The organism is Pseudomonas sp. KBN12P06040, assembly GCF_037574965.1.
Classification (GTDB): domain Bacteria; phylum Pseudomonadota; class Gammaproteobacteria; order Pseudomonadales; family Pseudomonadaceae; genus Pseudomonas; species Pseudomonas aeruginosa.
Window position 1 is genome coordinate 3,344,186 of record NZ_JBBELS010000001.1, and the last position, 23,537, is coordinate 3,367,722.

Annotated in this window: 20 protein-coding genes; 17 read left to right on the forward strand and 3 right to left on the reverse strand. The window is 68.4% G+C overall.

From position 1 onward, the window contains the following. Positions 1 to 76: 76 nt before the first annotated feature. Complete coding sequence (locus VQ067_RS15740) at positions 77 to 301, forward strand: DUF3203 family protein (protein ID WP_003088627.1); 225 nt, start codon at positions 77 to 79, stop codon at positions 299 to 301. 5 nt (positions 302 to 306) lie between these two features. Here VQ067_RS15740 and mexZ read toward each other — a convergent pair whose 3' ends face one another. Next, entirely contained in the window at positions 307 to 939 is a 633-nt protein-coding gene (mexZ, locus tag VQ067_RS15745; protein WP_340080857.1) for an efflux pump transcriptional repressor MexZ, read from the reverse strand. A gap of 164 nt (positions 940 to 1,103) precedes the next feature. Between mexZ and mexX the strand changes: the two genes are divergently transcribed. From mexX to VQ067_RS15760, 3 genes are read left to right on the forward strand one after another with little or no spacing between them, the layout of a single operon-like run. Beyond that, entirely contained in the window at positions 1,104 to 2,294 is a 1,191-nt protein-coding gene (gene mexX, locus VQ067_RS15750; RefSeq protein ID WP_003088624.1) for a multidrug efflux RND transporter periplasmic adaptor subunit MexX, read from the forward strand. A 15-nt stretch (positions 2,295 to 2,309) separates the two neighbouring features. Continuing rightward, positions 2,310 to 5,447, forward strand: coding sequence for a multidrug efflux RND transporter permease subunit MexY (mexY, locus tag VQ067_RS15755; protein ID WP_003144329.1), 3,138 nt, complete (start codon positions 2,310 to 2,312; stop codon positions 5,445 to 5,447). Continuing rightward, the gene (locus tag VQ067_RS15760; protein ID WP_003110687.1) at positions 5,447 to 5,665 is read left to right on the forward strand and encodes a hypothetical protein; all 219 of its coding nucleotides are present in this window, start codon (positions 5,447 to 5,449) and stop codon (positions 5,663 to 5,665) included. Before mexY ends, VQ067_RS15760 begins: the two co-directional genes overlap by 1 nt. 22 nt (positions 5,666 to 5,687) lie before the next feature. Here the strand turns inward: VQ067_RS15760 and VQ067_RS15765 are convergent, their stop codons facing one another. Continuing rightward, complete coding sequence (locus VQ067_RS15765) at positions 5,688 to 6,617, reverse strand: SdiA-regulated domain-containing protein (RefSeq protein WP_003088602.1); 930 nt, start codon at positions 6,615 to 6,617, stop codon at positions 5,688 to 5,690. 192 nt (positions 6,618 to 6,809) lie between these two features. Between VQ067_RS15765 and liuR the strand changes: the two genes are divergently transcribed. From liuR to liuE, 6 genes are all read left to right on the forward strand, one after another. Continuing rightward, on the forward strand, positions 6,810 to 7,214 hold the full coding sequence (gene liuR, locus VQ067_RS15770; protein ID WP_003088601.1) for a liu genes transcriptional regulator LiuR: 405 nt from the start codon (positions 6,810 to 6,812) through the stop codon (positions 7,212 to 7,214). A 48-nt stretch (positions 7,215 to 7,262) separates the two neighbouring features. Further along, on the forward strand, positions 7,263 to 8,426 hold the full coding sequence (gene liuA / locus VQ067_RS15775; protein WP_003088600.1) for an isovaleryl-CoA dehydrogenase: 1,164 nt from the start codon (positions 7,263 to 7,265) through the stop codon (positions 8,424 to 8,426). Between the two features lie 122 nt (positions 8,427 to 8,548). Next, complete coding sequence (liuB, locus tag VQ067_RS15780) at positions 8,549 to 10,156, forward strand: methylcrotonyl-CoA carboxylase subunit beta (RefSeq protein ID WP_003100387.1); 1,608 nt, start codon at positions 8,549 to 8,551, stop codon at positions 10,154 to 10,156. Positions 10,157 to 10,169: 13 nt separating this feature from the next. Continuing rightward, complete coding sequence (locus VQ067_RS15785) at positions 10,170 to 10,967, forward strand: gamma-carboxygeranoyl-CoA hydratase (RefSeq protein ID WP_003088598.1); 798 nt, start codon at positions 10,170 to 10,172, stop codon at positions 10,965 to 10,967. Further along, on the forward strand, positions 10,964 to 12,931 hold the full coding sequence (gene liuD, locus VQ067_RS15790) for a methylcrotonyl-CoA carboxylase subunit alpha (protein WP_023095748.1): 1,968 nt from the start codon (positions 10,964 to 10,966) through the stop codon (positions 12,929 to 12,931). The genes VQ067_RS15785 and liuD overlap by 4 nt, the downstream gene beginning before the upstream one ends. A 20-nt stretch (positions 12,932 to 12,951) precedes the next feature. Then, the gene (liuE, locus tag VQ067_RS15795) at positions 12,952 to 13,854 is read left to right on the forward strand and encodes a bifunctional 3-hydroxy-3-isohexenylglutaryl-CoA lyase/hydroxymethylglutaryl-CoA lyase (RefSeq protein WP_003088593.1); all 903 of its coding nucleotides are present in this window, start codon (positions 12,952 to 12,954) and stop codon (positions 13,852 to 13,854) included. A 67-nt stretch (positions 13,855 to 13,921) separates the two neighbouring features. Here the strand turns inward: liuE and VQ067_RS15800 are convergent, their stop codons facing one another. After that, the gene (locus VQ067_RS15800; RefSeq protein ID WP_023112464.1) at positions 13,922 to 14,725 is read right to left on the reverse strand and encodes an IclR family transcriptional regulator; all 804 of its coding nucleotides are present in this window, start codon (positions 14,723 to 14,725) and stop codon (positions 13,922 to 13,924) included. A 160-nt stretch (positions 14,726 to 14,885) separates the two neighbouring features. Between VQ067_RS15800 and hmgA the strand changes: the two genes are divergently transcribed. From hmgA to bdhA, 7 genes are all read left to right on the forward strand, one after another. Further along, complete coding sequence (hmgA, locus tag VQ067_RS15805) at positions 14,886 to 16,184, forward strand: homogentisate 1,2-dioxygenase (RefSeq protein WP_003088587.1); 1,299 nt, start codon at positions 14,886 to 14,888, stop codon at positions 16,182 to 16,184. A 4-nt stretch (positions 16,185 to 16,188) separates the two neighbouring features. Then, complete coding sequence (fahA, locus tag VQ067_RS15810) at positions 16,189 to 17,487, forward strand: fumarylacetoacetase (protein WP_003111363.1); 1,299 nt, start codon at positions 16,189 to 16,191, stop codon at positions 17,485 to 17,487. Then, positions 17,484 to 18,122 (forward strand): maleylacetoacetate isomerase, encoded by a 639-nt coding sequence (maiA, locus tag VQ067_RS15815; RefSeq protein ID WP_003088582.1) that lies wholly within the window; start codon positions 17,484 to 17,486, stop codon positions 18,120 to 18,122. The genes fahA and maiA overlap by 4 nt, the downstream gene beginning before the upstream one ends. Positions 18,123 to 18,206: 84 nt before the next feature. Beyond that, complete coding sequence (locus VQ067_RS15820) at positions 18,207 to 19,559, forward strand: MFS transporter (protein ID WP_003088580.1); 1,353 nt, start codon at positions 18,207 to 18,209, stop codon at positions 19,557 to 19,559. A 68-nt stretch (positions 19,560 to 19,627) separates the two neighbouring features. After that, complete coding sequence (gene hbcR, locus VQ067_RS15825) at positions 19,628 to 21,058, forward strand: sigma-54-dependent transcriptional regulator HbcR (protein ID WP_003139728.1); 1,431 nt, start codon at positions 19,628 to 19,630, stop codon at positions 21,056 to 21,058. Between the two features lie 276 nt (positions 21,059 to 21,334). After that, on the forward strand, positions 21,335 to 22,726 hold the full coding sequence (locus VQ067_RS15830) for a GntP family permease (RefSeq protein ID WP_003088575.1): 1,392 nt from the start codon (positions 21,335 to 21,337) through the stop codon (positions 22,724 to 22,726). Positions 22,727 to 22,759: 33 nt separating this feature from the next. Further along, positions 22,760 to 23,530, forward strand: a complete 771-nt coding sequence (bdhA, locus tag VQ067_RS15835) for a 3-hydroxybutyrate dehydrogenase (protein WP_033953862.1) — start codon at positions 22,760 to 22,762, stop codon at positions 23,528 to 23,530. Positions 23,531 to 23,537 lie beyond the last annotated feature (7 nt).

The window sequence follows — 23,537 nt, forward strand, 5'->3', positions numbered from 1 at the left end:
CGTGAAGCTACCGTGACAGAACCCGCGCGGATGCCCGGGGTCCACCCAAGGTAGGCGGAGAAAACGGGAGGTTCCCATGTCCATCGAAATCGATTCGGAACAAGGCATCTGCAGCGTGGAGATCGAAGGCAGCCGGCATCGCGCGCCGGTCGACAGCCTGCGCATCGGTACCGACGCCGAGGCGCGCCTGTCGGTGCTCTACATCGACGGCAAGCGCCTGCACATCAGCGAGGAGGACGCCCAGCGGCTGGTGGTCGCCGGCGCCGAGGACCAGCGCAGGCACCTGATGGCGGACGATTGACGCCCTCAGGCGTCCGCCAGCAACAGGTAGGGAGAACTGCGCAGGCTGTCGAGGCCGGCGCGGAACATGCGTTCGGCGCGGTTCCAGGGATCGTCGCGCAGGCGCTCGGTCCAGGCCAGGGTGCCGCAGATGCCGTCCCAGAGCGATTGCAGATAGATGCTGGCCAGCTCGACGTCCAGCCGCGCCGGCAGTTCGCCGCGCTCCACCGCCCGGCGGATCTGCCGTCGGCCGAAGCGTTGCCCCTGCTTCTCGAGCAGCTCGCGGCGGCGCAGCAGCGGCTCATTCTCGTCGCTGCGTTCGCACTTGAGGTAGAGGATCTCCAGCACCCGCTGCTCCGAACCGGGCTCGCAGCACTGGCGGAGAAAGCCCATGCCGGCGCGCAGGAGGATGTCCAGCGCCGGCACCCTGGCGTTTTCGTCGGGTACCTCGATCTGGCCGAAGGCGCGGTCGCACATCGCCAGGCAGACCTCGATCTTGTTCTTGTAGTGGCCGTAGACCGCACCGCGAGAAACCCCGGCGGCGTCCGCCAGGTCGGCCATGGCAGTAGTGCCCACGCCCTTTTCCAGGAAAACCCGCTCGGCGGCATCGAGTATGCCGTCGCGGGTTTTCTGGGATTCCTCTTTGGTTTTCCTGGCCACTGAACGTCCTCACAAGGGAAAGGCGCCGCAGATCATAAGGATATGTTACAGAAACGCCAATTAATTAATCACTCATGATTGATTATATGCTACTGTCGCGCCGCTCGTGAGTTGCGGTGCCCTTTCCCGGGCAAGCTCGCGAGTTCACGAATCGAGGGACACCCATGCACATCCAATGGACCGGCTCGCTGCGCGGGCTGCTGGCGGCCCTGGTCGCCCTATTCCTGCTGGGCTGCGAAGAAGCAGCGGACACCGGGAAGACTGCGGAGGCCCCCGCCGAGGTCGGCGTGATCGTCGCCAGGCCGGCGCCCATCGGCATCACCAGCGAGCTGCCCGGACGCCTGGAAGCGTACCGCCAGGCCGAGGTGCGGGCGCGCGTCGCCGGCATCGTCACCCGTCGCCTGTACGAGGAAGGCCAGGACGTCCGCGCCGGCACCGTGCTGTTCCAGATCGACCCTGCGCCCTTGAAGGCGGCCCTGGACATCAGCCGCGGCGCCCTGGCCCGGGCCGAGGCCAGCCACGCGGCGGCGGCCGACAAGCTCAAGCGCTACGCCGACCTGATCAAGGACCGCGCCATCAGCGAACGCGAGTACACCGAAGCGCAGACCGACGCGCGTCAGGCCCTGGCGCAGATCGCCTCGGCCAAGGCCGAACTGGAGCAGGCCCGCCTGCGCCTGGGCTACGCCACGGTCACCGCGCCGATCGACGGCCGCGCGCGGCGCGCGCTGGTCACCGAAGGCGCGCTGGTCGGCGAGGACTCGCCGACACCGCTGACCCGCGTCGAGCAGATCGATCCGATCTACGTGAACTTCTCCCAGCCGGCCGGCGAAGTCGCCGCCATGCAGCGGGCGATCCGCGAAGGCCAGGTGAAGGGTGTCGCCGACAAGGACATCGCCGTGCGCCTGGTCCTGGCCGACGGCAGCGAGTACCCGCTGGCCGGCGAGCTGCTGTTCTCCGACCTGGCGGTCGACCCCGGCACCGACACCATCGCCATGCGTGCCCTGTTCCGCAATCCGCATCGCGAATTGCTGCCCGGCGGCTACGTGCAGGTGCGCTTGCAACGCGCGGTGAACCCGCAGGCGATCACCGTCCCGCGCGACGCGCTGATCCGTACCGCCCAGTCCGCCGTGGTCAAGGTGGTCAACCCACAGGGCGTGGTGGAAGACGTGGAGGTCCGCGCCGACACCCTGCAGGGCCGCGACTGGATCATCAGCCGCGGGCTCAAGGGCGGCGAGCGGGTGATCGTCGAGAACGCCGCCCAGCATGCCGCCGGCTCCAGCGTCCAGGCGGTGGTCCGCCAGCCGGCCAGCGCCGACGCCCCCTCACCGCTGGCCGCCTCGCCGGCGGGCCAGTGACGGAGAACGCTACGAATGGCTCGTTTCTTCATTGACCGGCCGGTCTTCGCCTGGGTGATCTCCCTGCTGATCGTGCTCGCCGGGGTCCTGGCGATCCGCTTCCTGCCGGTCGCCCAGTACCCGGACATCGCGCCGCCGGTGGTCAACGTCAGCGCCAGCTATCCCGGCGCCTCGGCCAAGGTGGTCGAGGAAGCGGTGACCGCGATCATCGAGCGCGAGATGAACGGCGCGCCCGGCCTGCTCTACACCAAGGCCACCAGCAGCACCGGCCAGGCTTCGCTGACCCTGACCTTCCGCCAGGGCGTGAACGCCGACCTCGCTGCGGTGGAAGTGCAGAACCGCCTGAAGATCGTCGAGTCGCGCCTGCCCGAGTCGGTGCGGCGCGACGGCATCTATGTGGAGAAGGCGGCGGACAGCATCCAACTGATCGTCACCCTTACCTCCTCCAGCGGCCGCTACGACGCCATGGAGCTGGGCGAGATCGCCTCGTCCAACGTGTTGCAGGCGCTGCGCCGGGTGGAGGGCGTGGGCAAGGTCGAGACCTGGGGCGCCGAGTACGCCATGCGCATCTGGCCCGACCCGGCCAAGCTGACCTCGATGAACCTCAGCGCCAGCGACCTGGTCAACGCCGTGCGCCGGCACAACGCCCGCCTCACCGTGGGCGACATCGGCAACCTCGGGGTCCCCGACTCGGCGCCGATCAGCGCCACGGTGAAGGTCGACGACACCCTGGTGACGCCCGAGCAGTTCGGCGAGATTCCGCTGCGCATCCGCGCCGACGGCGGCGCGATCCGCCTGCGCGACGTGGCCCGCGTCGAGTTCGGCCAGAGCGAGTACGGCTTCGTCTCGCGGGTCAACCAGATGACCGCCACCGGCCTGGCGGTGAAGATGGCGCCCGGCTCCAACGCGGTGGCCACCGCCAAGCGCATCCGCGCCACCCTCGACGAGCTGTCGCGCTACTTCCCGGAGGGCGTGAGCTACAACATCCCCTATGACACCTCGGCGTTCGTCGAGATCTCGATCAGGAAGGTGGTCAGCACCCTGCTCGAGGCGATGCTGCTGGTGTTCGCCGTGATGTACCTGTTCATGCAGAACTTCCGCGCCACCCTGATCCCGACGCTGGTGGTGCCGGTGGCCCTGCTGGGCACCTTCACGGTGATGCTCGGCCTGGGCTTCTCGATCAACGTGCTGACCATGTTCGGCATGGTCCTGGCGATCGGCATCCTGGTGGACGACGCGATCATCGTGGTGGAGAACGTCGAGCGGCTGATGGCCGAGGAAGGCCTGTCGCCGCACGACGCCACGGTCAAGGCGATGCGCCAGATCAGCGGTGCCATCGTCGGCATCACCGTGGTGCTGGTCTCGGTATTCGTGCCGATGGCGTTCTTCAGCGGCGCGGTGGGCAACATCTACCGCCAGTTCGCGGTGACCCTGGCGGTCTCCATCGGCTTCTCGGCGTTCCTCGCGCTGTCGCTGACCCCGGCCCTGTGCGCCACCCTGCTGCGCCCGATCGACGCCGACCACCATGAGAAGCGCGGCTTCTTCGGCTGGTTCAACCGCGCCTTCCTGCGCCTGACCGGACGCTACCGCAACGCGGTGGCCGGCATCCTCGCCCGGCCGATCCGCTGGATGCTGGTCTACGCCCTGGTCATCGGCGTGGTCGCCCTGCTCTTCGTGCGCCTGCCGCAGGCGTTCCTGCCGGAAGAGGACCAGGGCGACTTCATGATCATGGTGATGCAGCCCGAAGGTACGCCGATGGCGGAGACCATGGCCAACGTCGGCGACGTCGAGCGCTACCTGGCGGAGCACGAACCGGTGGCCTACGCCTATGCGGTCGGCGGCTTCAGCCTGTACGGCGACGGCACCAGCTCGGCGATGATCTTCGCCACCCTGAAGGACTGGTCGGAACGCCGGGAGGCCAGCCAGCACGTCGGCGCCATCGTCGAGCGCATCAACCAGCGCTTCGCCGGCCTGCCCAACCGTACGGTGTATGCGATGAACTCGCCGCCGCTGCCGGACCTGGGTTCCACCAGCGGCTTCGACTTCCGCCTGCAGGACCGTGGCGGGGTTGGCTACGAGGCCCTGGTCAAGGCCCGCGACCAGTTGCTGGCGCGCGCCGCCGAGGACCCGCGCCTGGCCAACGTGATGTTCGCCGGCCAGGGCGAGGCGCCGCAGATCCGCCTGGACATCGACCGGCGCAAGGCGGAGACCCTCGGCGTGAGCATGGACGAGATCAACACCACCCTGGCGGTGATGTTCGGCTCGGACTACATCGGCGACTTCATGCACGGCAGCCAAGTGCGCAAGGTGGTGGTCCAGGCCGACGGCGCCAAGCGCCTGGGCATCGACGACATCGGCCGGCTTCACGTGCGCAACGAGCAGGGCGAGATGGTCCCCCTGGCGACGTTCGCCAAGGCCGCCTGGACCCTCGGCCCGCCGCAACTGACCCGCTACAACGGCTATCCCTCGTTCAACCTCGAGGGCCAGGCCGCGCCGGGCTACAGCAGCGGCGAAGCCATGCAGGCGATGGAGGAATTGATGCAGGGCCTGCCCGAGGGCATCGCCCACGAATGGTCCGGCCAGTCCTTCGAAGAACGCCTGTCCGGCGCCCAGGCGCCGGCGCTGTTCGCCCTCTCGGTGTTGATCGTGTTCCTCGCCCTGGCCGCCCTCTACGAAAGCTGGTCGATCCCGCTGGCGGTGATCCTGGTGGTGCCGCTGGGCGTACTCGGCGCACTGCTCGGGGTGAGCCTGCGCGGCCTGCCCAACGACATCTACTTCAAGGTCGGCCTGATCACCATCATCGGCCTCTCGGCGAAGAACGCCATCCTCATCATCGAGGTGGCCAAGGACCATTACCAGGAAGGCATGAGCCTGCTGCAGGCGACCCTGGAGGCCGCGCGCTTGCGCCTGCGACCGATCGTCATGACCTCGCTGGCGTTCGGTTTCGGCGTGGTCCCGCTGGCGCTCTCCAGCGGCGCCGGTTCCGGCGCCCAGGTCGCCATCGGCACCGGGGTGCTCGGCGGGATCGTCACCGCCACGGTACTCGCGGTGTTCCTGGTACCGCTGTTCTTCCTGGTGGTCGGGCGCCTGTTCCGGTTACGCAAGGCGCCGCGCACCGGCAACTCGCCCCAGATCCCCACGGAGCAAGCCTGATGCCCCTAGCGAAACTCTCGCTCCCCACCCTGGCACTGTGCGTCGGGCTGCTCGGCGCCTGCCCGCCGACGCCTCGCCAGCCGCGCGCGGCCCCCATCGTTCCGGCCAACGGCCCCGACCTTCGGGGCAAGCTGGACGACTGGCAACAGCAGTTCACCGACCCGCTGCTGCGACAGATGATCGGCTACGCGCCGGCGCTATCCGGCGCGCAAGCCTGAATTCCGCCGTCCTTTTCCCACCCTAGTCGGCCGCCGGCAGCGCTCGGCTGAAGCGGTAGAACAGGTTCGGCTCGCTGACCACGTACAGGCTGCCCCGGTCGTCCATCGCCAACCCTTCGGCCTGCGGCACGTCGTCCGTCAGGCCATGGTTGCCACCACGCAGGGTCAGGCTGCCGAGCGGATCCCCGGCGCGATCCAGTTCGATGACCACCCGCGACTCGTCGGAAAGCACCAGCAGGTGATCGCTGGCCTTGTCGTAGTAGAGGCTCGACAGATCGGTGAGGAACAACCCGCGATCGCGCTGCGGGTCGCCGCCGACGCTCAGGTCGAGCGCCTCGCCGCGGTCATTGAAGAAGCCGTTTACCTCGATGATGCCCACCGGCGCCTTTTCCCGGGCCACGAACAGGCGCTCGCGCAGCGGGTCGTAGGCCAACCCCTCGAAGCCCTTGTTGCGTTTGTTTGCACTGCCCAGGGAGAACTTCCGGGCGTTGCGCGGATCGTCGATGTCGATCACCCGGGTGTCGGCGTCGACATGGATCTCTACCAGGCGTTGGCGACGCTCCTCGGCGACCACGTAGACGCCGGGCCGGATGTACTCGATAGCCTCCGGGTCCTGGAAACCGCGCAGGGGGATGCGTCGCAGCAATTCGCCGTCCAGCGACAGCTCGAGGAAATGCGGGTCCTGGTTGGTCACGCTGACCAGACTGCGCCGGCTGGGGTCGAAGGACAGCGCCGAGACGTTGGACTCCGCGCCCAGCACGCGGGCTTCGATATCGACCCGATAGTCGGCCAGGCGCAGGGCGTTCTCGCGCGCAACATCGCCGCCGTAGCGCTGCTCCAGCTTGAACCAGATGCGCTCGAACGCGCGCTGCTGCTGACCCGCCACCAGCAGCGCAAGCAACGCGGCGAGCAGGCAAGCCAGCAGCGTCCTGTAGGTCATCAGCCGACTCATCGTTACGACTCCTCCGAGAAACACAGTGTTCGGCGAAGCAGAACAGAGCCATCCGTGCCCTTTCATGAGGCGCCGATTAAATCTTTCTGACAAGCATCTTTCACGGCTGTCATTTTTCCCCCGTTCCAGGCGTTGACAGGATTTCGGTGCAGCTTTACGTTAACGTAAAGGTAAACAAGCAGGTGCCTGCGCATGTCCACCACCTACACCATCTCCGATCTCGCCCGCGAACTGGACATCACCACCCGCGCCATCCGCTTCTACGAGGAGCAAGGCCTGCTCTCCCCCGAGCGACGCGGCCAGGAACGCATCTATTCGCCGCGCGACAAGGTCAGCCTGAAGCTGATCCTGCGCGGCAAGCGCATCGGTTTTTCCCTCGCCGAATGCCGCGAACTGATCGAGCTCTACGACCCGGACCCGAGCAGCGGCAACCAGAAGCAGTTGAACACCATGCTGGAGAAGATCGCCGAGCGCCGCGCCCAGCTGGAACAACAGTTGCTGGACATCGAACAGATGCAGCTGGAACTGGATACTGCCGAGGAGCGCTGTCGAGCGGCGCTGATAAAAAGCTATAACAAACAAACAGTTGCAACATAAACCTAATTCGAAGCTTTAAACCGGACAAGCACAATTACAGGTGAAAGCATGACCTATCCCAGCCTCAACTTCGCCCTCGGCGAAACCATCGACATGCTCCGCGACCAGGTCCGCGGCTTCGTCACCGCCGAACTACAGCCGCGCGCCGCGCAGATCGACCAGGACAACCAGTTCCCCATGGACATGTGGCGCAAGTTCGGCGAGATGGGCCTGCTCGGCATCACCGTCGACGAGGAGTACGGCGGTTCGGCGCTGGGCTACCTGGCCCACGCCGTGGTCATGGAAGAGATCAGCCGGGCCTCGGCCTCGGTGGCGCTCTCCTATGGCGCGCATTCCAACCTCTGCGTCAACCAGATCAAGCGCAACGGCAACGCCGAACAGAAGGCCCGCTACCTGCCGGCCCTGGTGTCCGGCGAACACATCGGTGCGCTGGCGATGAGCGAACCCAACGCCGGTTCCGACGTGGTCTCGATGAAGCTGCGCGCGGACCGGGTCGGCGACCGCTTCGTTCTCAACGGCAGCAAGATGTGGATCACCAACGGTCCCGACGCCCATACCTATGTGATCTACGCCAAGACCGACGCGGACAAGGGCGCGCACGGGATCACCGCGTTCATCGTCGAACGCGACTGGAAAGGCTTCAGCCGCGGGCCGAAGCTGGACAAACTGGGCATGCGCGGCTCGAACACCTGCGAACTGATCTTCCAGGACGTCGAGGTGCCCGAGGAGAACGTCCTCGGCGCGGTCAACGGCGGGGTCAAGGTACTGATGAGCGGCCTCGACTACGAGCGCGTGGTGCTTTCCGGCGGCCCGGTGGGAATCATGCAGGCGTGCATGGACGTGGTGGTGCCGTACATCCATGACCGCCGCCAGTTCGGCCAGAGCATCGGCGAATTCCAGCTGGTCCAGGGCAAGGTGGCCGACATGTACACCGCCCTCAACGCCAGCCGCGCCTACCTATACGCCGTGGCCGCCGCCTGCGACCGCGGCGAGACGACCCGCAAGGACGCCGCCGGGGTGATCCTCTACAGCGCCGAGCGCGCCACCCAGATGGCCCTGGACGCGATCCAGATCCTCGGCGGCAACGGCTACATCAACGAGTTTCCCACCGGCCGCCTGTTGCGCGACGCCAAGCTCTACGAGATCGGCGCCGGCACCAGCGAGATCCGCCGCATGCTGATCGGCCGCGAGCTGTTCAACGAAACCCGCTGAAGCCTCGCTCTCCCCGGCCCTTTTCCGCCAGGGAGAGGGCATTCCATTGCATCGACAGGCGCATCGCCAGGTCGGGAGCGGGCGCCAACCGCTTCCGCCCACCTCGACACGGAGCCACCGCCATGGCCATCCTGCACACCCAGATCAATCCACGCTCCGCCGAGTTCGCGGCCAACGCCGCGACCATGCTGGAACAGGTCAACGCCCTGCGCACCCTCCTCGGCCGCATCCACGAAGGCGGCGGTAGCGCCGCCCAGGCCCGGCACAGCGCGCGCGGCAAGCTGCTGGTGCGCGAACGCATCAACCGCCTGCTCGACCCCGGCTCGCCGTTCCTCGAGCTTTCCGCCCTCGCCGCCCATGAGGTCTACGGCGAAGAGGTCGCCGCCGCCGGCATCGTCGCCGGGATCGGCCGGGTCGAAGGGGTGGAATGCATGATCGTCGGCAATGATGCCACGGTGAAGGGCGGCACCTACTATCCGCTGACCGTGAAGAAACACCTGCGGGCCCAGGCCATCGCCCTGGAAAACCGCCTGCCATGCATCTACCTGGTGGACTCCGGCGGCGCCAACCTGCCGCGCCAGGACGAGGTGTTCCCCGACCGCGAGCACTTCGGCCGGATCTTCTTCAACCAGGCCAACATGAGTGCCCGCGGCATCCCGCAGATCGCCGTGGTCATGGGCTCCTGCACCGCCGGCGGGGCCTACGTGCCGGCGATGTCCGACGAAACCGTGATGGTGCGCGAACAGGCCACCATCTTCCTCGCCGGGCCGCCGCTGGTGAAGGCCGCTACCGGCGAGGTGGTCAGCGCCGAGGAGCTTGGCGGCGCCGACGTGCACTGCAAGGTCTCAGGGGTCGCCGACCACTATGCCGAGGACGACGACCATGCCCTGGCCATCGCCCGCCGCTGCGTCGCCAACCTCAACTGGCGCAAGCAGGGCCAGCTGCAATGCCGTGCACCGCGCGCGCCGCTGTACCCCGCCGAGGAGCTGTACGGGGTGATTCCCGCCGACAGCAAGCAGCCCTACGACGTGCGCGAAGTGATCGCACGACTGGTGGACGGCTCCGAGTTCGACGAGTTCAAGGCGCTGTTCGGCACCACCCTGGTCTGCGGCTTCGCCCACCTGCACGGCTATCCGATCGCCATCCTGGCCAACAACGGGATCCTCTTCGCCGAGGCCGCGCAGAAAGGCGCGCACTTCATCGAACTGGCCTGCCAGCGCGGCATCCCGCTGCTGTTCCTGCAGAACATCACCGGTTTCATGGTCGGCCAGAAGTACGAGGCCGGTGGCATCGCCAAGCACGGCGCCAAGCTGGTGACCGCGGTGGCCTGCGCGCGGGTGCCGAAGTTCACCGTGCTGATCGGCGGCAGCTTCGGCGCCGGCAACTACGGCATGTGCGGGCGCGCCTACGACCCGCGCTTCCTGTGGATGTGGCCGAACGCGAGGATCGGCGTAATGGGCGGCGAACAGGCCGCCGGGGTGCTCGCCCAGGTCAAGCGCGAGCAGGCCGAGCGCGCCGGCCAGCAGCTCGGCGTCGAAGAGGAGGCGAAGATCAAGGCGCCGATCCTCGAGCAGTACGAGCACCAGGGCCATCCCTACTACTCCAGCGCACGACTGTGGGACGACGGCGTGATCGATCCGGCGCAGACCCGCGAGGTGCTCGCCCTGGCGCTTTCCGCCGCCCTCAACGCCCCCATCGAGCCGACCGCCTTCGGCGTGTTCCGCATGTGACGAGCAGACCAGCATGAGCGAATTCCAGACCATCCAGCTTGAGATCGACCCGCGCGGCGTAGCCACCCTGTGGCTGGACCGGGCGGAAAAGAACAACGCCTTCAATGCCGTCGTGATCGACGAACTGTTGCAGGCCATCGATCGCGTCGGCAGCGACCCGCAGGTCCGCCTGCTGGTGCTGCGCGGCCGTGGCCGGCACTTCTGCGGCGGTGCCGACCTGGCCTGGATGCAGCAGTCGGTGGACCTCGACTACCAGGGCAACCTGGCCGACGCCCAGCGCATCGCCGAACTCATGACCCATCTCTACAACCTGCCCAAGCCGACCTTGGCGGTGGTCCAGGGCGCGGTGTTCGGCGGCGGGGTCGGCCTGGTCAGTTGCTGCGATATGGCCATCGGCAGCGACGACGCGACCTTCTGCCTGTCCGAGGTACGCATCGGCCTGATCCCGGCGACCATCGCCCCGTTCGTGGTCAAGGCCATCGGCCAGCGCGCCGCGCGGCGCTATTCGCTGACCGCCGAGCGCTTCGACGGACGCCGCGCCAGCGAACTGGGCCTGCTCAGCGAAAGCTGTCCCGCCGCCGAACTGGAAAGCCAGGCCGAGGCCTGGATCGCCAACCTGCTGCAAAACAGCCCGCGCGCCCTGGTGGCCTGCAAGGCGCTCTACCATGAGGTCGAGGCCGCCGAGCTGAGCCCGGCGCTGCGCCGCTACACCGAGGCGGCCATCGCCCGCATCCGCATCAGCCCGGAAGGCCAGGAAGGCCTGCGCGCCTTCCTGGAGAAACGCACGCCCGCCTGGAGAAACGACGCATGAACCCGGACTACCGCAGCATCCAGCGCATCCTGGTCGCCAACCGCGGCGAGATCGCCTGCCGGGTGATGCGCAGCGCGCGCGCCCTCGGCATCGGCAGCGTCGCCGTGCACAGCGACATCGACCGCCACGCCCGCCACGTCGCCGAAGCCGACATCGCCGTCGACCTGGGCGGCGCCAAGCCCGCCGACAGCTACCTGCGCGGCGACAGGATCATCGCCGCCGCCCTCGCCAGCGGCGCCCAGGCGATCCACCCCGGCTACGGCTTCCTCTCGGAGAACGCCGACTTCGCCCGCGCCTGCGAGGAAGCCGGCCTGCTCTTCCTCGGACCGCCGGCGGCGGCCATCGACGCCATGGGCAGCAAGTCGGCGGCCAAGGCGCTGATGGAAGAAGCCGGCGTGCCGCTGGTGCCCGGCTACCACGGCGAAGCCCAGGACGCCGAGACCTTCCGCCGGGAAGCCGGAAGGATCGGCTACCCGGTGCTGCTCAAGGCCGCCGCTGGCGGCGGCGGCAAGGGCATGAAGGTGGTGGAGCACGAAGCCGAGCTGGCCGAGGCCCTTTCCTCCGCCCAGCGCGAGGCCAAGGCCGCCTTCGGCGACGCGCGGATGCTGGTGGAGAAATACCTGCTGAAGCCGCGCCACGTGGAGATCCAGGTATTCGCCGATCGCCATGGCCACTGCCTGTACCTCAACGAACGCGACTGTTCGATCCAGCGTCGCCACCAGAAGGTCGTCGAGGAAGCCCCCGCCCCCGGTCTCGGTGCGGAACTGCGCCGGGCCATGGGCGAGGCCGCGGTACGCGCGGCGCAGGCGATCGGCTACGTCGGCGCCGGTACCGTCGAATTCCTCCTCGACGAACGCGGCCAGTTCTTCTTCATGGAAATGAACACCCGCCTGCAGGTGGAACACCCGGTCACCGAGGCCATCACCGGCCTCGACCTGGTCGCCTGGCAGATCCGCGTCGCTCGCGGCGAGGCGCTGCCGCTGACACAGGAACAGGTGCCGCTGAACGGCCACGCCATCGAAGTGCGGCTCTACGCGGAAGACCCCGAGGGCGGCTTCCTCCCCGCCAGCGGCCGCCTGGCGCTGTACCGCGAAGCGCCCGCCGGCCCCGGCCGGCGGGTCGACAGCGGGGTACGCGAAGGCGACGAGGTCTCGCCGTTCTACGACCCGATGCTGGCCAAGCTGATCGCCTGGGGCGAAACCCGCGAGGAAGCCCGCCAGCGCCTGCTGGCGATGCTGGCGGAAACCTCGGTCGGCGGCCTGCGCACCAACCTGGCATTCCTCCGCCGCATCCTCGGCCATCCGGCGTTCGCCGCCGCCGAACTGGACACCGGTTTCATCGCGCGCCACCAAGACGACCTGCTGCCGGCGCCGCAAGCGCTGCCGGAGCATTTCTGGCAAGCCGCCGCCGAAGCCTGGCTGCAGAGCGAACCGGGCCACCGTCGCGACGACGACCCGCATTCGCCGTGGAGCCGCAACGACGGCTGGCGCAGCGCCCTGGCGCGGGAGTCCGACCTGATGCTGCGCTGCCGCGACGAACGCCGCTGCGTCCGCCTGCGCCACGCCAGCCCCAGCCAGTATCGCCTCGACGGCGACGACCTGGTCAGCCGGGTGGACGGTGTCACCCGTCGCTCGGCGGCATTGCGCCGCGGACGCCAGTTGTTCCTCGAATGGGAGGGCGAACTGCTGGCCATCGAAGCCGTCGACCCGATCGCCGAGGCCGAGGCCGCCCATGCCCACCAGGGCGGTTTGAGCGCGCCGATGAACGGCAGTATCGTGCGGGTCCTGGTCGAGCCCGGCCAGACGGTCGAAGCCGGCGCCACCCTGGTGGTGCTGGAGGCGATGAAGATGGAGCACAGCATCCGCGCGCCCCACGCCGGGGTAGTGAAGGCGCTGTATTGCAGCGAGGGCGAACTGGTCGAGGAAGGCACGCCGCTGGTGGAGCTGGACGAGAACCAGGCCTGACAGCCAAGACGAGGAACAGCATGAACCTGCCGAAGAAGGTCCGCCTGGTGGAGGTCGGTCCGCGCGACGGACTGCAGAACGAGAAACAGCCGATCGAGGTGGCCGACAAGATCCGCCTGGTCGATGACCTGAGCGCCGCCGGCCTGGACTACATCGAAGTGGGCAGCTTCGTCTCGCCCAAGTGGGTGCCGCAGATGGCCGGCTCGGCCGAGGTATTCGCCGGGATCCGCCAGCGTCCCGGCGTGACCTACGCGGCGCTGGCGCCGAACCTGAAAGGCTTCGAGGCGGCGCTGGAGTCGGGGGTGAAGGAAGTGGCGGTGTTCGCCGCCGCGTCGGAAGCCTTCTCCCAGCGCAACATCAACTGCTCGATCAAGGACAGCCTGGAGCGCTTCGTACCGGTGCTGGAGGCGGCGCGCCAGCACCAGGTGCGGGTGCGCGGCTATATTTCCTGCGTGCTCGGCTGTCCCTACGACGGCGATGTCGATCCGCGCCAGGTCGCCTGGGTCGCCCGCGAACTGCAGCAGATGGGCTGCTACGAAGTGTCCCTGGGCGACACCATCGGCGTCGGCACCGCCGGCGCCACCCGCCGGCTGATCGAGGCGGTGGCCAGCGAGGTTCCCCGCGAGCGCCTCGCCGGGCACTTCCACGACACCTACGGGCAGGCCCTGGCGAACATCTACGCCAGCCTGCTGGAAGGCATCGCGGTATTCGACAGCTCGGTGGCCGGCCTCGGCGGTTGTCCCTACGCCAAGGGCGCCACCGGCAACGTCGCCAGCGAAGACGTCCTCTACCTGCTGAACGGCCTGGAGATCCATACCGGGGTCGACATGCACGCCCTGGTCGACGCCGGCCAGCGCATCTGCGCGGTGCTCGGCAAGAGCAACGGGTCGCGAGCGGCGAAGGCGTTGCTGGCCAAGGCCTGAGAAGCGGCGGATAACCGCGAGCGGTTATCCGCCCTACCCGACATCACGCCCAGGCTCGAACACTGCGTCATCTACCCTGGGTGCCGTCATACCCCATCCGCCAACTGATAGCCCGAGTCGTCGCAAGCAGCCGTTCCGCCGCCGGCCCCTGTTCCTCGGCCTGGAAGATGCTCGCCGGGCCAACCACCGTGAGCACCGCCGCCACCCGCCCGCGGGCGTCGAACACCGGTGCCGAGAGCGCCTCCACCCCAGGCATCAGCAGCCCATGGATCGCATGCAGGCCGCGCGCGCGGATGCCCTCCAGCAGCACCGCGTAGGCCGCCGGGTCGGCCAGCGGATGGTCGGCACGCCCGGCCAACTCTTCCTCGCGCAGCTCGGCCACCTCGCGTTCCGGCAGGAACGCGGCGAACACCAGGCCGGTGGACGAACCGAGCAGCGGCAGCACCGAGCCGACCTGGGTGACCACCGTCACCGCGCGCACCGCCTGTTCCACCTGTACCACGGTGGCGCCACGGTTGCCCCAGACGGCGAGGAAGCAGGTCTCGTTGAGCACGTCGCGCAGCTCGGCCAGCGGCGCGGCGGCGCTCTTCAGCACGTCCATGCTGTCCAGCGCCGCCAGGCCCACGCGCAGCGCCTCGCGCCCCAGCGAGTAATGATTGGTGGAGGCGTCCTGGACCGCGAAGCCGCTGGCGATCAATGCCTGCAGATAGCGATGGACCTTGCTCGCCGGCATCCCCACATGCTCCGCCAGGCGCGACAGCGAGGTCGCCGGGGAGAGTTCGGCGAGGGCCTTGAGGATATCGGTACCGACTTCGGCGGAGCGGACCTTCTGCTTGCCGGAGGTTTCGGCGGGACTGCTGTTCTTTTCCATGGACGCGGGTTCCTGCGGGCGGGGCCGACGTTATAGCTTGACGCTGCCTTCCACTCAAATTACGTTATGCGTAATTGAATTACGATAAAAATAACGCAGCCAGCGTGCCAGGTCCCCGGCGGATCGGCGGCAAGCTGCCCCCACTCCCCGGAGGCCTCAGATGAACCTCGACTCCACTGCCCTCGCCTATCAATCGGGCTTCGGCAACGAATTCAGCAGCGAAGCGCTCCCCGGCGCCCTACCGGTCGGCCAGAACTCCCCGCAGAAAGCGCCCTACGGCCTGTACGCCGAGCTGCTCTCCGGCACCGCCTTCACCATGGCTCGCAGCGAGGCCCGGCGCACCTGGCTGTACCGCATCACGCCGTCGGCCAAGCATCCGCCGTTCCGCCGCCTGGAACGACAGATCGCCGGTGCCGAACTGGATGCGCCGACTCCCAACCGCCTGCGCTGGGACCCGCTGGCACTGCCCGAGCAGCCCACCGACTTCCTCGACGGCCTGCTGCGCATGGCCGCCAACGCGCCCGGCGACAAGCCCGCCGGCGTGAGCATCTACCAATACCTGGCCAACCGCTCGATGGAGCGTTGCTTCTACGACGCCGACGGCGAACTGCTGCTGGTCCCGCAATTGGGCCGTCTGCGCCTGTGCACCGAACTCGGCGCGCTGCAGGTCGAACCGCTGGAGATCGCGGTGATCCCGCGCGGGATGAAGTTCCGCGTCGAGCTGCTCGACGGCGAGGCACGCGGCTATATCGCCGAGAACCACGGCGCGCCGTTGCGCCTGCCCGACCTCGGCCCGATCGGCAGCAATGGCCTGGCCAATCCGCGCGACTTCCTGGCCCCGGTGGCGCGCTACGAAGACAGCCGCCAGCCGCTGCAACTGGTGCAGAAATACCTCGGCGAGCTGTGGGCCTGCGAGCTTGACCACTCGCCGCTGGACGTGGTCGCCTGGCACGGCAACAACGTGCCCTACAAGTACGACCTGCGCCGCTTCAACACCATCGGCACGGTCAGCTTCGACCACCCGGACCCGTCGATCTTCACCGTGCTGACCTCCCCCACCAGCGTCCACGGCCTGGCCAACATCGACTTCGTGATCTTCCCGCCGCGCTGGATGGTGGCCGAGAACACCTTCCGTCCGCCATGGTTCCACCGCAACCTGATGAACGAGTTCATGGGCCTGATCCAGGGCGCCTATGACGCCAAGGCCGGCGGCTTCGTGCCCGGCGGCGCCTCGCTGCACAGTTGCATGAGCGCCCACGGCCCGGACGCGGAAAGCTGCGACAAGGCCATCGCCGCCGACCTCAAGCCGCACAGGATCGACCAGACCATGGCCTTCATGTTCGAGACCAGCCAGGTCCTCCGGCCGAGCCGTGCCGCCCTCGAGACACCGGCCCTGCAGAATGACTACGATGCCTGCTGGGCGTCGCTCGTATCCACCTTCAACCCGCAACGGAGATAACCCCATGAACCAGCCAACCCCCACTCGTAGCTGGGTCGCCTCCGCCAATGGGCATGCCGACTTTCCCCTGCAAAACCTGCCGCTGGGCATCTTCAGCCGTGCCGGCCTGAGCCCGCGTTGCGGCGTGGCCATCGGCGACTCGATCCTCGACCTGGACGCGGCGCTGGCCGCCGGCCTGTTCGAGGGTGCCGCCGGCGAAGCCGCCGAAGCCACCCGTGGCGGTGCGCTGAACGCTTTCTTCGCCCTCGGCAAGCCGGCCCGCGTGGCGCTGCGCCAGCGCCTGCTGGAGCTGCTCGGCGAAGGCGCCGCGGAGCGCCCGGAGCTGCTCCATGCGGCCGCCGAGTGCCAAATGCACCTACCGGCCAGGATCGGCGACTACACCGACTTCTACGTCGGCATCCGCCATGCCGAGAACGTCGGCAAGCTGTTCCGCCCGGACAACCCGCTGCTGCCCAACTACAAGCACGTGCCCATCGGCTACCACGGCCGCGCCTCGACCGTGCGCGTCTCCGGCAGCGAAGTGCGCCGGCCCAACGGCCAGACCCTGCCGGCCGGCGCCAGCGAGCCGGTGTTCGGTCCCTGTGCGCGTCTGGACTACGAACTGGAGCTGGGCATCTGGATCGGCCAGGGCAACGCCCTCGGCGAAGCCATCCCGGTTTCCCGCGCCGCCGAGCACATCGCCGGCTTCTGTCTGCTCAACGACTGGTCGGCGCGCGACATCCAGGCCTGGGAATACCAGCCGCTCGGCCCGTTCCTGTCGAAGAGCTTCATTACCAGCGTTTCGCCCTGGGTGGTCACCGCCGAAGCCCTGGAGCCGTTCCGCCGCGCCCAGCCAGCGCGCCCCGAAGGCGACCCGCGGCCGCTGCCGTATCTCTACGACGACAACGACCAGGCCCACGGCGCCTTCGACATCGAGCTGGAGGTCCTGCTGCTCACCGAGGGCCTGCGCGAGAAAGGCCTGCCGCCGCAGCGCCTGACCCTGAGCAACAGCCTGAGCATGTACTGGACGGTGGCGCAGATGGTCGCCCACCACAGCGTCAATGGCTGCCAGTTGCAGCCCGGCGACCTGTTCGGCTCCGGCACCCTGTCCGGCGCCGAGCCCGGCCAGTTCGGCTCGCTGCTGGAGATCACCGCTGGCGGCAAGCAGCCGGTGCAACTGGCCTCCGGCGAGACCCGGCGCTTCCTCGAGGACGGCGACGAGGTCATCCTCCGCGCCCGCTGCAAGCGCGAGGGACACGTCTCGATCGGTTTCGGCGAATGTCGCGGAAAGGTGCTCGCGGCCCATCCGGGGGCGCGCGGATGAAGCTCTATACCTACTACCGTTCCACCTCCTCCTACCGGGTGCGCATCGCCCTGGCGCTGAAGGGGCTGGACTACCAGTCGCTGCCGGTCAACCTGGTCCGCGACGGCGGCGAACACCGCCAACCCGCCTACCTGGCGCTCAACCCGCAGGGCCGCGTACCGGCCCTGCAGGTCGACGAGGGCGAGCTGCTGATCCAGTCGCCGGCGATCATCGAGTACCTCGAGGAGCGCTACCCGCACCCCGCCCTGCTCTCCAGCGATCCGCTGCGCCGCGCCCACGAGCGCGGAGTCGCGGCGCTGGTCGGCTGCGACATCCACCCGTTGCACAACGCCAGCGTGCTCAACCTGCTGCGCCAGTGGGGCCACGACGAAGAGCAGGTCCGGCAGTGGATCGGCCACTGGGTCGGCCAGGGCCTCGCCGCCGTCGAGCAACTGATCGGCGACCAGGGCTGGTGCTTCGGCGACCGTCCGGGCCTGGCTGACGTCTACCTGATCCCGCAGCTCTACGCCGCCGAGCGCTTCGGCGTGGCGCTGGACGCCTGGCCACGGATCCGCCGGGTCGCCGACCTGGCCGCCGCCCATCCGGCGTTCCGCCAGGCCCATCCGGCCAACCAGCCGGACACCCCGGCCGCCTGAGGGACCGCAGAGTCCCGCTCCTGAAGATAAAGGGGGGCGTCCGCCGGACGCCCCATCACCAATAAGAACCTCAGGTACCTTGCGATGCACAACCAGATCGCCAGCTTTCGCGCGGCGCTCGACGCGCGCCCTGTGTCCCGCTACCAGTGGCTGTTGCTGCTGCTCCTCGCCCTGTTGCTGGTCACCGATGGCTACGATGCCCAGGTGCTCGGCTACGTGGTGCCGACCCTGGCCCAGGAATGGGGCCTAGACAAGGCCGCGTTCGGCCCGGTGTTCAGCGCCAACCTGTTCGGCCTGACCGTCGGTTCGCTGCTGGTGACGCCGCTGGCGGACCGCTTCGGCATCCGCCGGGTGCTGCTCTGCTGCGTGCTGATCTACGCCAGCCTGACCGTCCTGATGGTCTTCGCCGGTTCCCTGGAAAGCCTGATGCTGGCGCGCTTCGTCTGCGGCATCGGAATGGGCGGGGCGATGCCCAGCGCCATGGCGCTGATGGCCGAGTATTCGCCACCGCGCCTGCGTACCCTGATGGTCACCCTGGCGGCCTGCGGTTTCTCCTTCGGCGGCGCCGCCGGCGGTTTCGTCGCCGCCGCCTTCATGGACGGCTTCGGCTGGCAGGCGGTGTTCCTCGCCGGCGGCGTCACCCCGTTGCTGCTGTTCCCCTTCCTCCTCCTGTTCCTCCCGGAGTCGCTGCCGCGCCTGCTCCGCGACGCACCGCCCTATGCCCGCCTACGCCAGCTCAGCGAGCGCATGGCGCCGGGCTGGCAGCCGCCGCCGGCACAGGCCGACGCCGAGCCGGCGGCGAGCCTGACCGTGCTGGAGCTGTTCCGCCACGGTTACGCGCGGCCGACCCTGCTGCTCTGGGCGACCTTCTTCGTCAGCCTGATCCTGCTCTACTTCATGGTCAGCTGGCTGCCCTCGCTGCTCCAGGAAAGCGGCCTGACACGCAATGCGGCGAACCTGGCGACCTCGATGTTCCTCTTCGCCGGCACCCTCGGCGCGATGCTCCTGGCCTGGCTCGCCGACCGCCTGCGCAGCAAGGTCCGCCTGCTGGCGGCGATTCTCGCCGGCGCCGCGCTGTTCACCCTGCTCCTCGGCCTCAACCACGACCAGCCGCGCTGGCTGCTGGCGTTCGTCTTCGCCGCCGGCTTCTGCATCATCGGCGGGCAGTTGACCCTGAACGCCTTCGCCAGCAACTTCTACCCGGCCCAGGTACGCGCCACCGGCACCGGCTGGGCGCTGGGCGTGGGCCGCTTCGGTTCGATCCTCGGCCCACTGTTCGGCAGCCTGCTGCTGGGCATGCACATATCCGTGGAGAACATCTTCATGCTTGCGGCGATTCCCGCCGGGCTCGCCGCGCTACTGATCCTCCAGGTCCGCTCGCCCGCCGCCCAGGCGCAGCGGGAAAGCGCCGCCGCGCTGGCCGTCGAGGAATCCTGAGCCTTCACCGCGAGCGGCTTCCCGGCTACAGTGGCGGGCCGTTTCGCCGTCCGCCGCAGGAGCCGCCGATGAACGACGCCGACAGCCTCCAGGATTACCAACGCGTACGCCAGCAGGCGATCCGTTCGCTGTTCGAGATCGTCGAAGGCTCCAGCGAAGGCACGGTGATCGTCGACCGCGAGGCCCGCATCGTCTGGATCAACCAGCGCTACGCCCAACGTTTCGGCCTCGCCGACCCGGCGCAGGCCATCGGCCGGCCCTGCGAAAGCGTGATCCCCGGTAGCCTGCTGCGCGAGGTGGTACGCAGCGGCAAGCCGATCCTGCTGGACATGATGGACAGCGCGAAGGACCCGCTGGTGGTGATGCGCCTGCCGATCCACGACGACGCCGGCGAGGTGATCGGCGCCATCGGCTTCGCCCTGCTCGACGAACTGCGTTCGCTGTCGCCGCTGGTGACCCGCTACCTGAGCATGCAGCGCGAACTGGCCTCGACCCGCTCGCAATTGCAGGCGCGCCAGGCCAAGTACAGCTTCAGCCACTTCGTCGGTACCAGTCCGGCCAGCCTGGAAGTCAAGCGCCGCGCCCGCCGTGGCGCGGCCAGCGAAGCGCCGGTGCTGTTGCTCGGCGAGACCGGTACCGGCAAGGAACTGCTCGCCCACGCCATCCACAGCGCTTCGCCGCGGGCGCACAAGGCCTTCGTCAGCGTGAACGCCGCGGCGATCCCGGAAAGCCTGCTGGAGGCCGAATTCTTCGGTACCGCCCCGGGGGCCTTCACCGGTGCCGAGCGCAAGGGCCGGCCAGGCAAGTTGCAGGTGGCCCAGGGCGGCACGTTGTTCCTCGACGAGATCGGCGACATGCCGCTGGCCTTGCAAGGCAAGCTGTTGCGCGTGCTACAGGAGAAAGAGTTCGAAGCGGTGGGTTCCAACGAAGTGATCCGCAGCGACATCCGCCTGGTCGCCGCCACTTCCATCGACCTGCAGCAGGCGATGCGCGAAGGCCGTTTCCGCGCTGACCTCTACTACCGGCTGAACGTCCTGCCGATCGAGATCCCACCGTTGCGCCAGCGCCTGGACGACCTCCCGGCGCTCTGCGAGTCGATCCTCGACAGCCTCGACCACGGCCGTCTCCACGAACTCGGCGGCGATGCCCTGGCGCTGCTCGCCCGGCATGCCTGGCCGGGCAACGTCCGCGAACTGCGCAACGTGCTGGAACGCGCGCTGCTGCTGGCCGACCAACCGTTGCTGGACGCCGCCGCCCTCGGCGCGGCGCTCGGCCCCCTGCAACCGCTGCCGGAGCTGCCTCGAGCGGCGGACGACAGGCCGGTCGGGGATTTCCAACAGGCCCGCGAAGCCTTCGAGCGCGACCTGATCGGACGGGCCCTGGCGCAGAGTGCCGGCAATGTGGTGGAAGCGGCGAAACGCCTGGGCCTGGGTCGCTCGACCCTGTACAAGAAGATCGTGGCGCTGGGCATGCGTCTCGATAACGGGACCCATCTCTAAATAGAGACGAACTGAGACCTACATAGCCACGGAACTTTCGCTCGATTATGTCTCCATTTTGAGACAACGCTATTCCCCACGCTCCCCTTCGTCTCGCCGCAGCCCGCGAAAACCGCGACTCTGGGGCCTGGCACGGTTATCGCAACGTGCCTTTCCGACGGCCCTGCCCCGTTCCAGGCCGTCACGCCGGTGCCCGCACCGTTCGACAACAAGAAACAGGCCCGGAGCGCCTTCCCCATGCGAAGCGCGCCCCGCAGCGCCGTGGAGATATGCCCGATGAGCGTGATCATCGCCCTTGCCGCCCTGGGCCTGCTGATGCTGGCCGCCTACCGGGGCTACAGCGTCATCCTGTTCGCCCCCCTCGCCGCCCTCGGCGCCGTCCTGCTCACCGATCCCAGCGCGGTCGCGCCGACCTTCACCGGGGTGTTCATGGAGAAGATGGTCGGTTTCATCAAGCTCTACTTCCCGGTTTTCCTGCTTGGCGCGGTGTTCGGCAAGCTGATCGAGCTGGCCGGCTTCTCCCGCTCCATCGTCGCGGCGGCGATCCGCCTGCTCGGCACCCGCCAGGCGATGCTGGTGATCGTACTGGTCTGCGCGCTGCTCACCTACGGCGGCGTCTCGCTGTTCGTGGTGGTGTTCGCGGTCTACCCGTTCGCCGCGGAGATGTTCCGCCAGAGCGACATCCCCAAGCGGTTGATTCCGGCGACCATCGCCCTCGGCGCGTTTTCCTTCACCATGGACGCGCTGCCCGGCACCCCGCAGATCCAGAACATCATCCCCTCGACCTTCTTCGGCACCCACGCCTGGGCCGCGCCCTGGCTCGGCACCCTCGGCGCGCTGTTCGTCTTCGCCGTGGGCATGCTCTACCTGCGACGCCAGGCGAACAAGGCGCGGCGCAACGGCGAAGGCTACGGCAGCGACCTGCGCAACGAGCCGGAGACCGCCGATGACCTGCGCCTGCCGAATCCCTGGCTGGCGCTCTCGCCGCTGGTGCTGGTCGGGGTCGCCAACCTGCTGTTCACCCACTGGATCCCGCAATGGTACGGCCAGGTCCATACCCTGCAACTGGCCGGCATGGCCACGCCGTTGCAGACCGAGGTCGGCAAGCTCACCGCGATCTGGGCAGTGCAGGCGGCCCTGCTGCTGGGCATCCTGCTGGTGCTGGCGAGCGGCTTCGCGGCGATCCGCAGCCGCCTCGCCGAAGGCACCCGCAGCGCGGTGGCCGGCTCGCTGCTGGCGGCGATGAACACCGCCTCGGAATACGGCTTCGGTGCGGTGATCGCCTCGCTGCCGGGCTTCCTGGTGCTGGCCGACGCGCTCAAGAGCATTCCCAATCCGCTGGTCAACGAAGCGATCACCGTCACCCTGCTGGCCGGCATCACCGGTTCCGCGTCGGGCGGCATGAGCATCGCCCTGGCGGCGATGTCCGATACCTTCATCGCCGCCGCCAACGCCGCGCAGATCCCCCTGGAAGTCCTCCACCGGGTCGCCGCCATGGCCAGCGGCGGGATGGATACCCTGCCGCACAACGGCGCGGTGATCACCCTCCTGGCGGTCACCGGCCTGACCCATCGGGAGGCGTACAAGGACATTTTCGGTATTACCCTGATCAAGACCCTGGCGGTGTTCTTCGTCATCGGGCTGTTCTACGCCACCGGCCTGGTCTGATCCGCCCTTTTTTCATCCAGCGGGAGAAACAGCATGACCCTGAAAGGCAAGACCGCCCTGGTCACCGGTTCCACCAGCGGCATCGGCCTGGGCATCGCCCTGAGCCTGGCCGAGGCCGGCGCCGACCTGCTCCTCAACGGCTTCGGCGAGGTCGACGCGGCGCTGGCGCAGGTCCGCGCCCGCGGCGTGCGCGCAGAGCACCACCCGGCCGACCTCTCCAGCCCGGAGCAGATCGGCGAACTGATGGCCTTCGCCGAGCGGACCTTCGGCGGCGTCGACATCCTCGTCAACAACGCCGGCATCCAGTACGTGGCGCCGGTGCAGGAATTCCCCATGGAACGCTGGGACGCGATCATCGCGATCAACCTGTCCTCGGTGTTCCATACCACCCGCCTGGCCCTGCCGGGCATGCTCGCGCGCGGCTGGGGGCGGATCGTCAACGTCGCCTCGACCCACGGCCTGGTCGCCTCAGCCGGGAAGAGCGCCTACGTCGCCGCCAAGCATGGCGTGCTCGGCCTGACCAAGAGTGTGGCGCTGGAAACGGCGCGCACGCCGGTGACCTGCAACGCCATCTGCCCCGGCTGGGTGCTGACCCCGCTGGTGCAGAAGCAGATCGACACGCGCATCGCCGAGGGCGTCTCGCCCGAACAGGCGGAACACGACCTGCTGGCGGAAAAGCAACCCTCGCTGGCCTTCGTCACCCCCGAGCAACTCGGCGGACTGACGCTGTTCCTTTGCAGCGAAGCCGCCGACCAGGTGCGCGGCGCGGCCTGGAACATGGATGGCGGCTGGGTGGCGCAGTAGCCGGGGC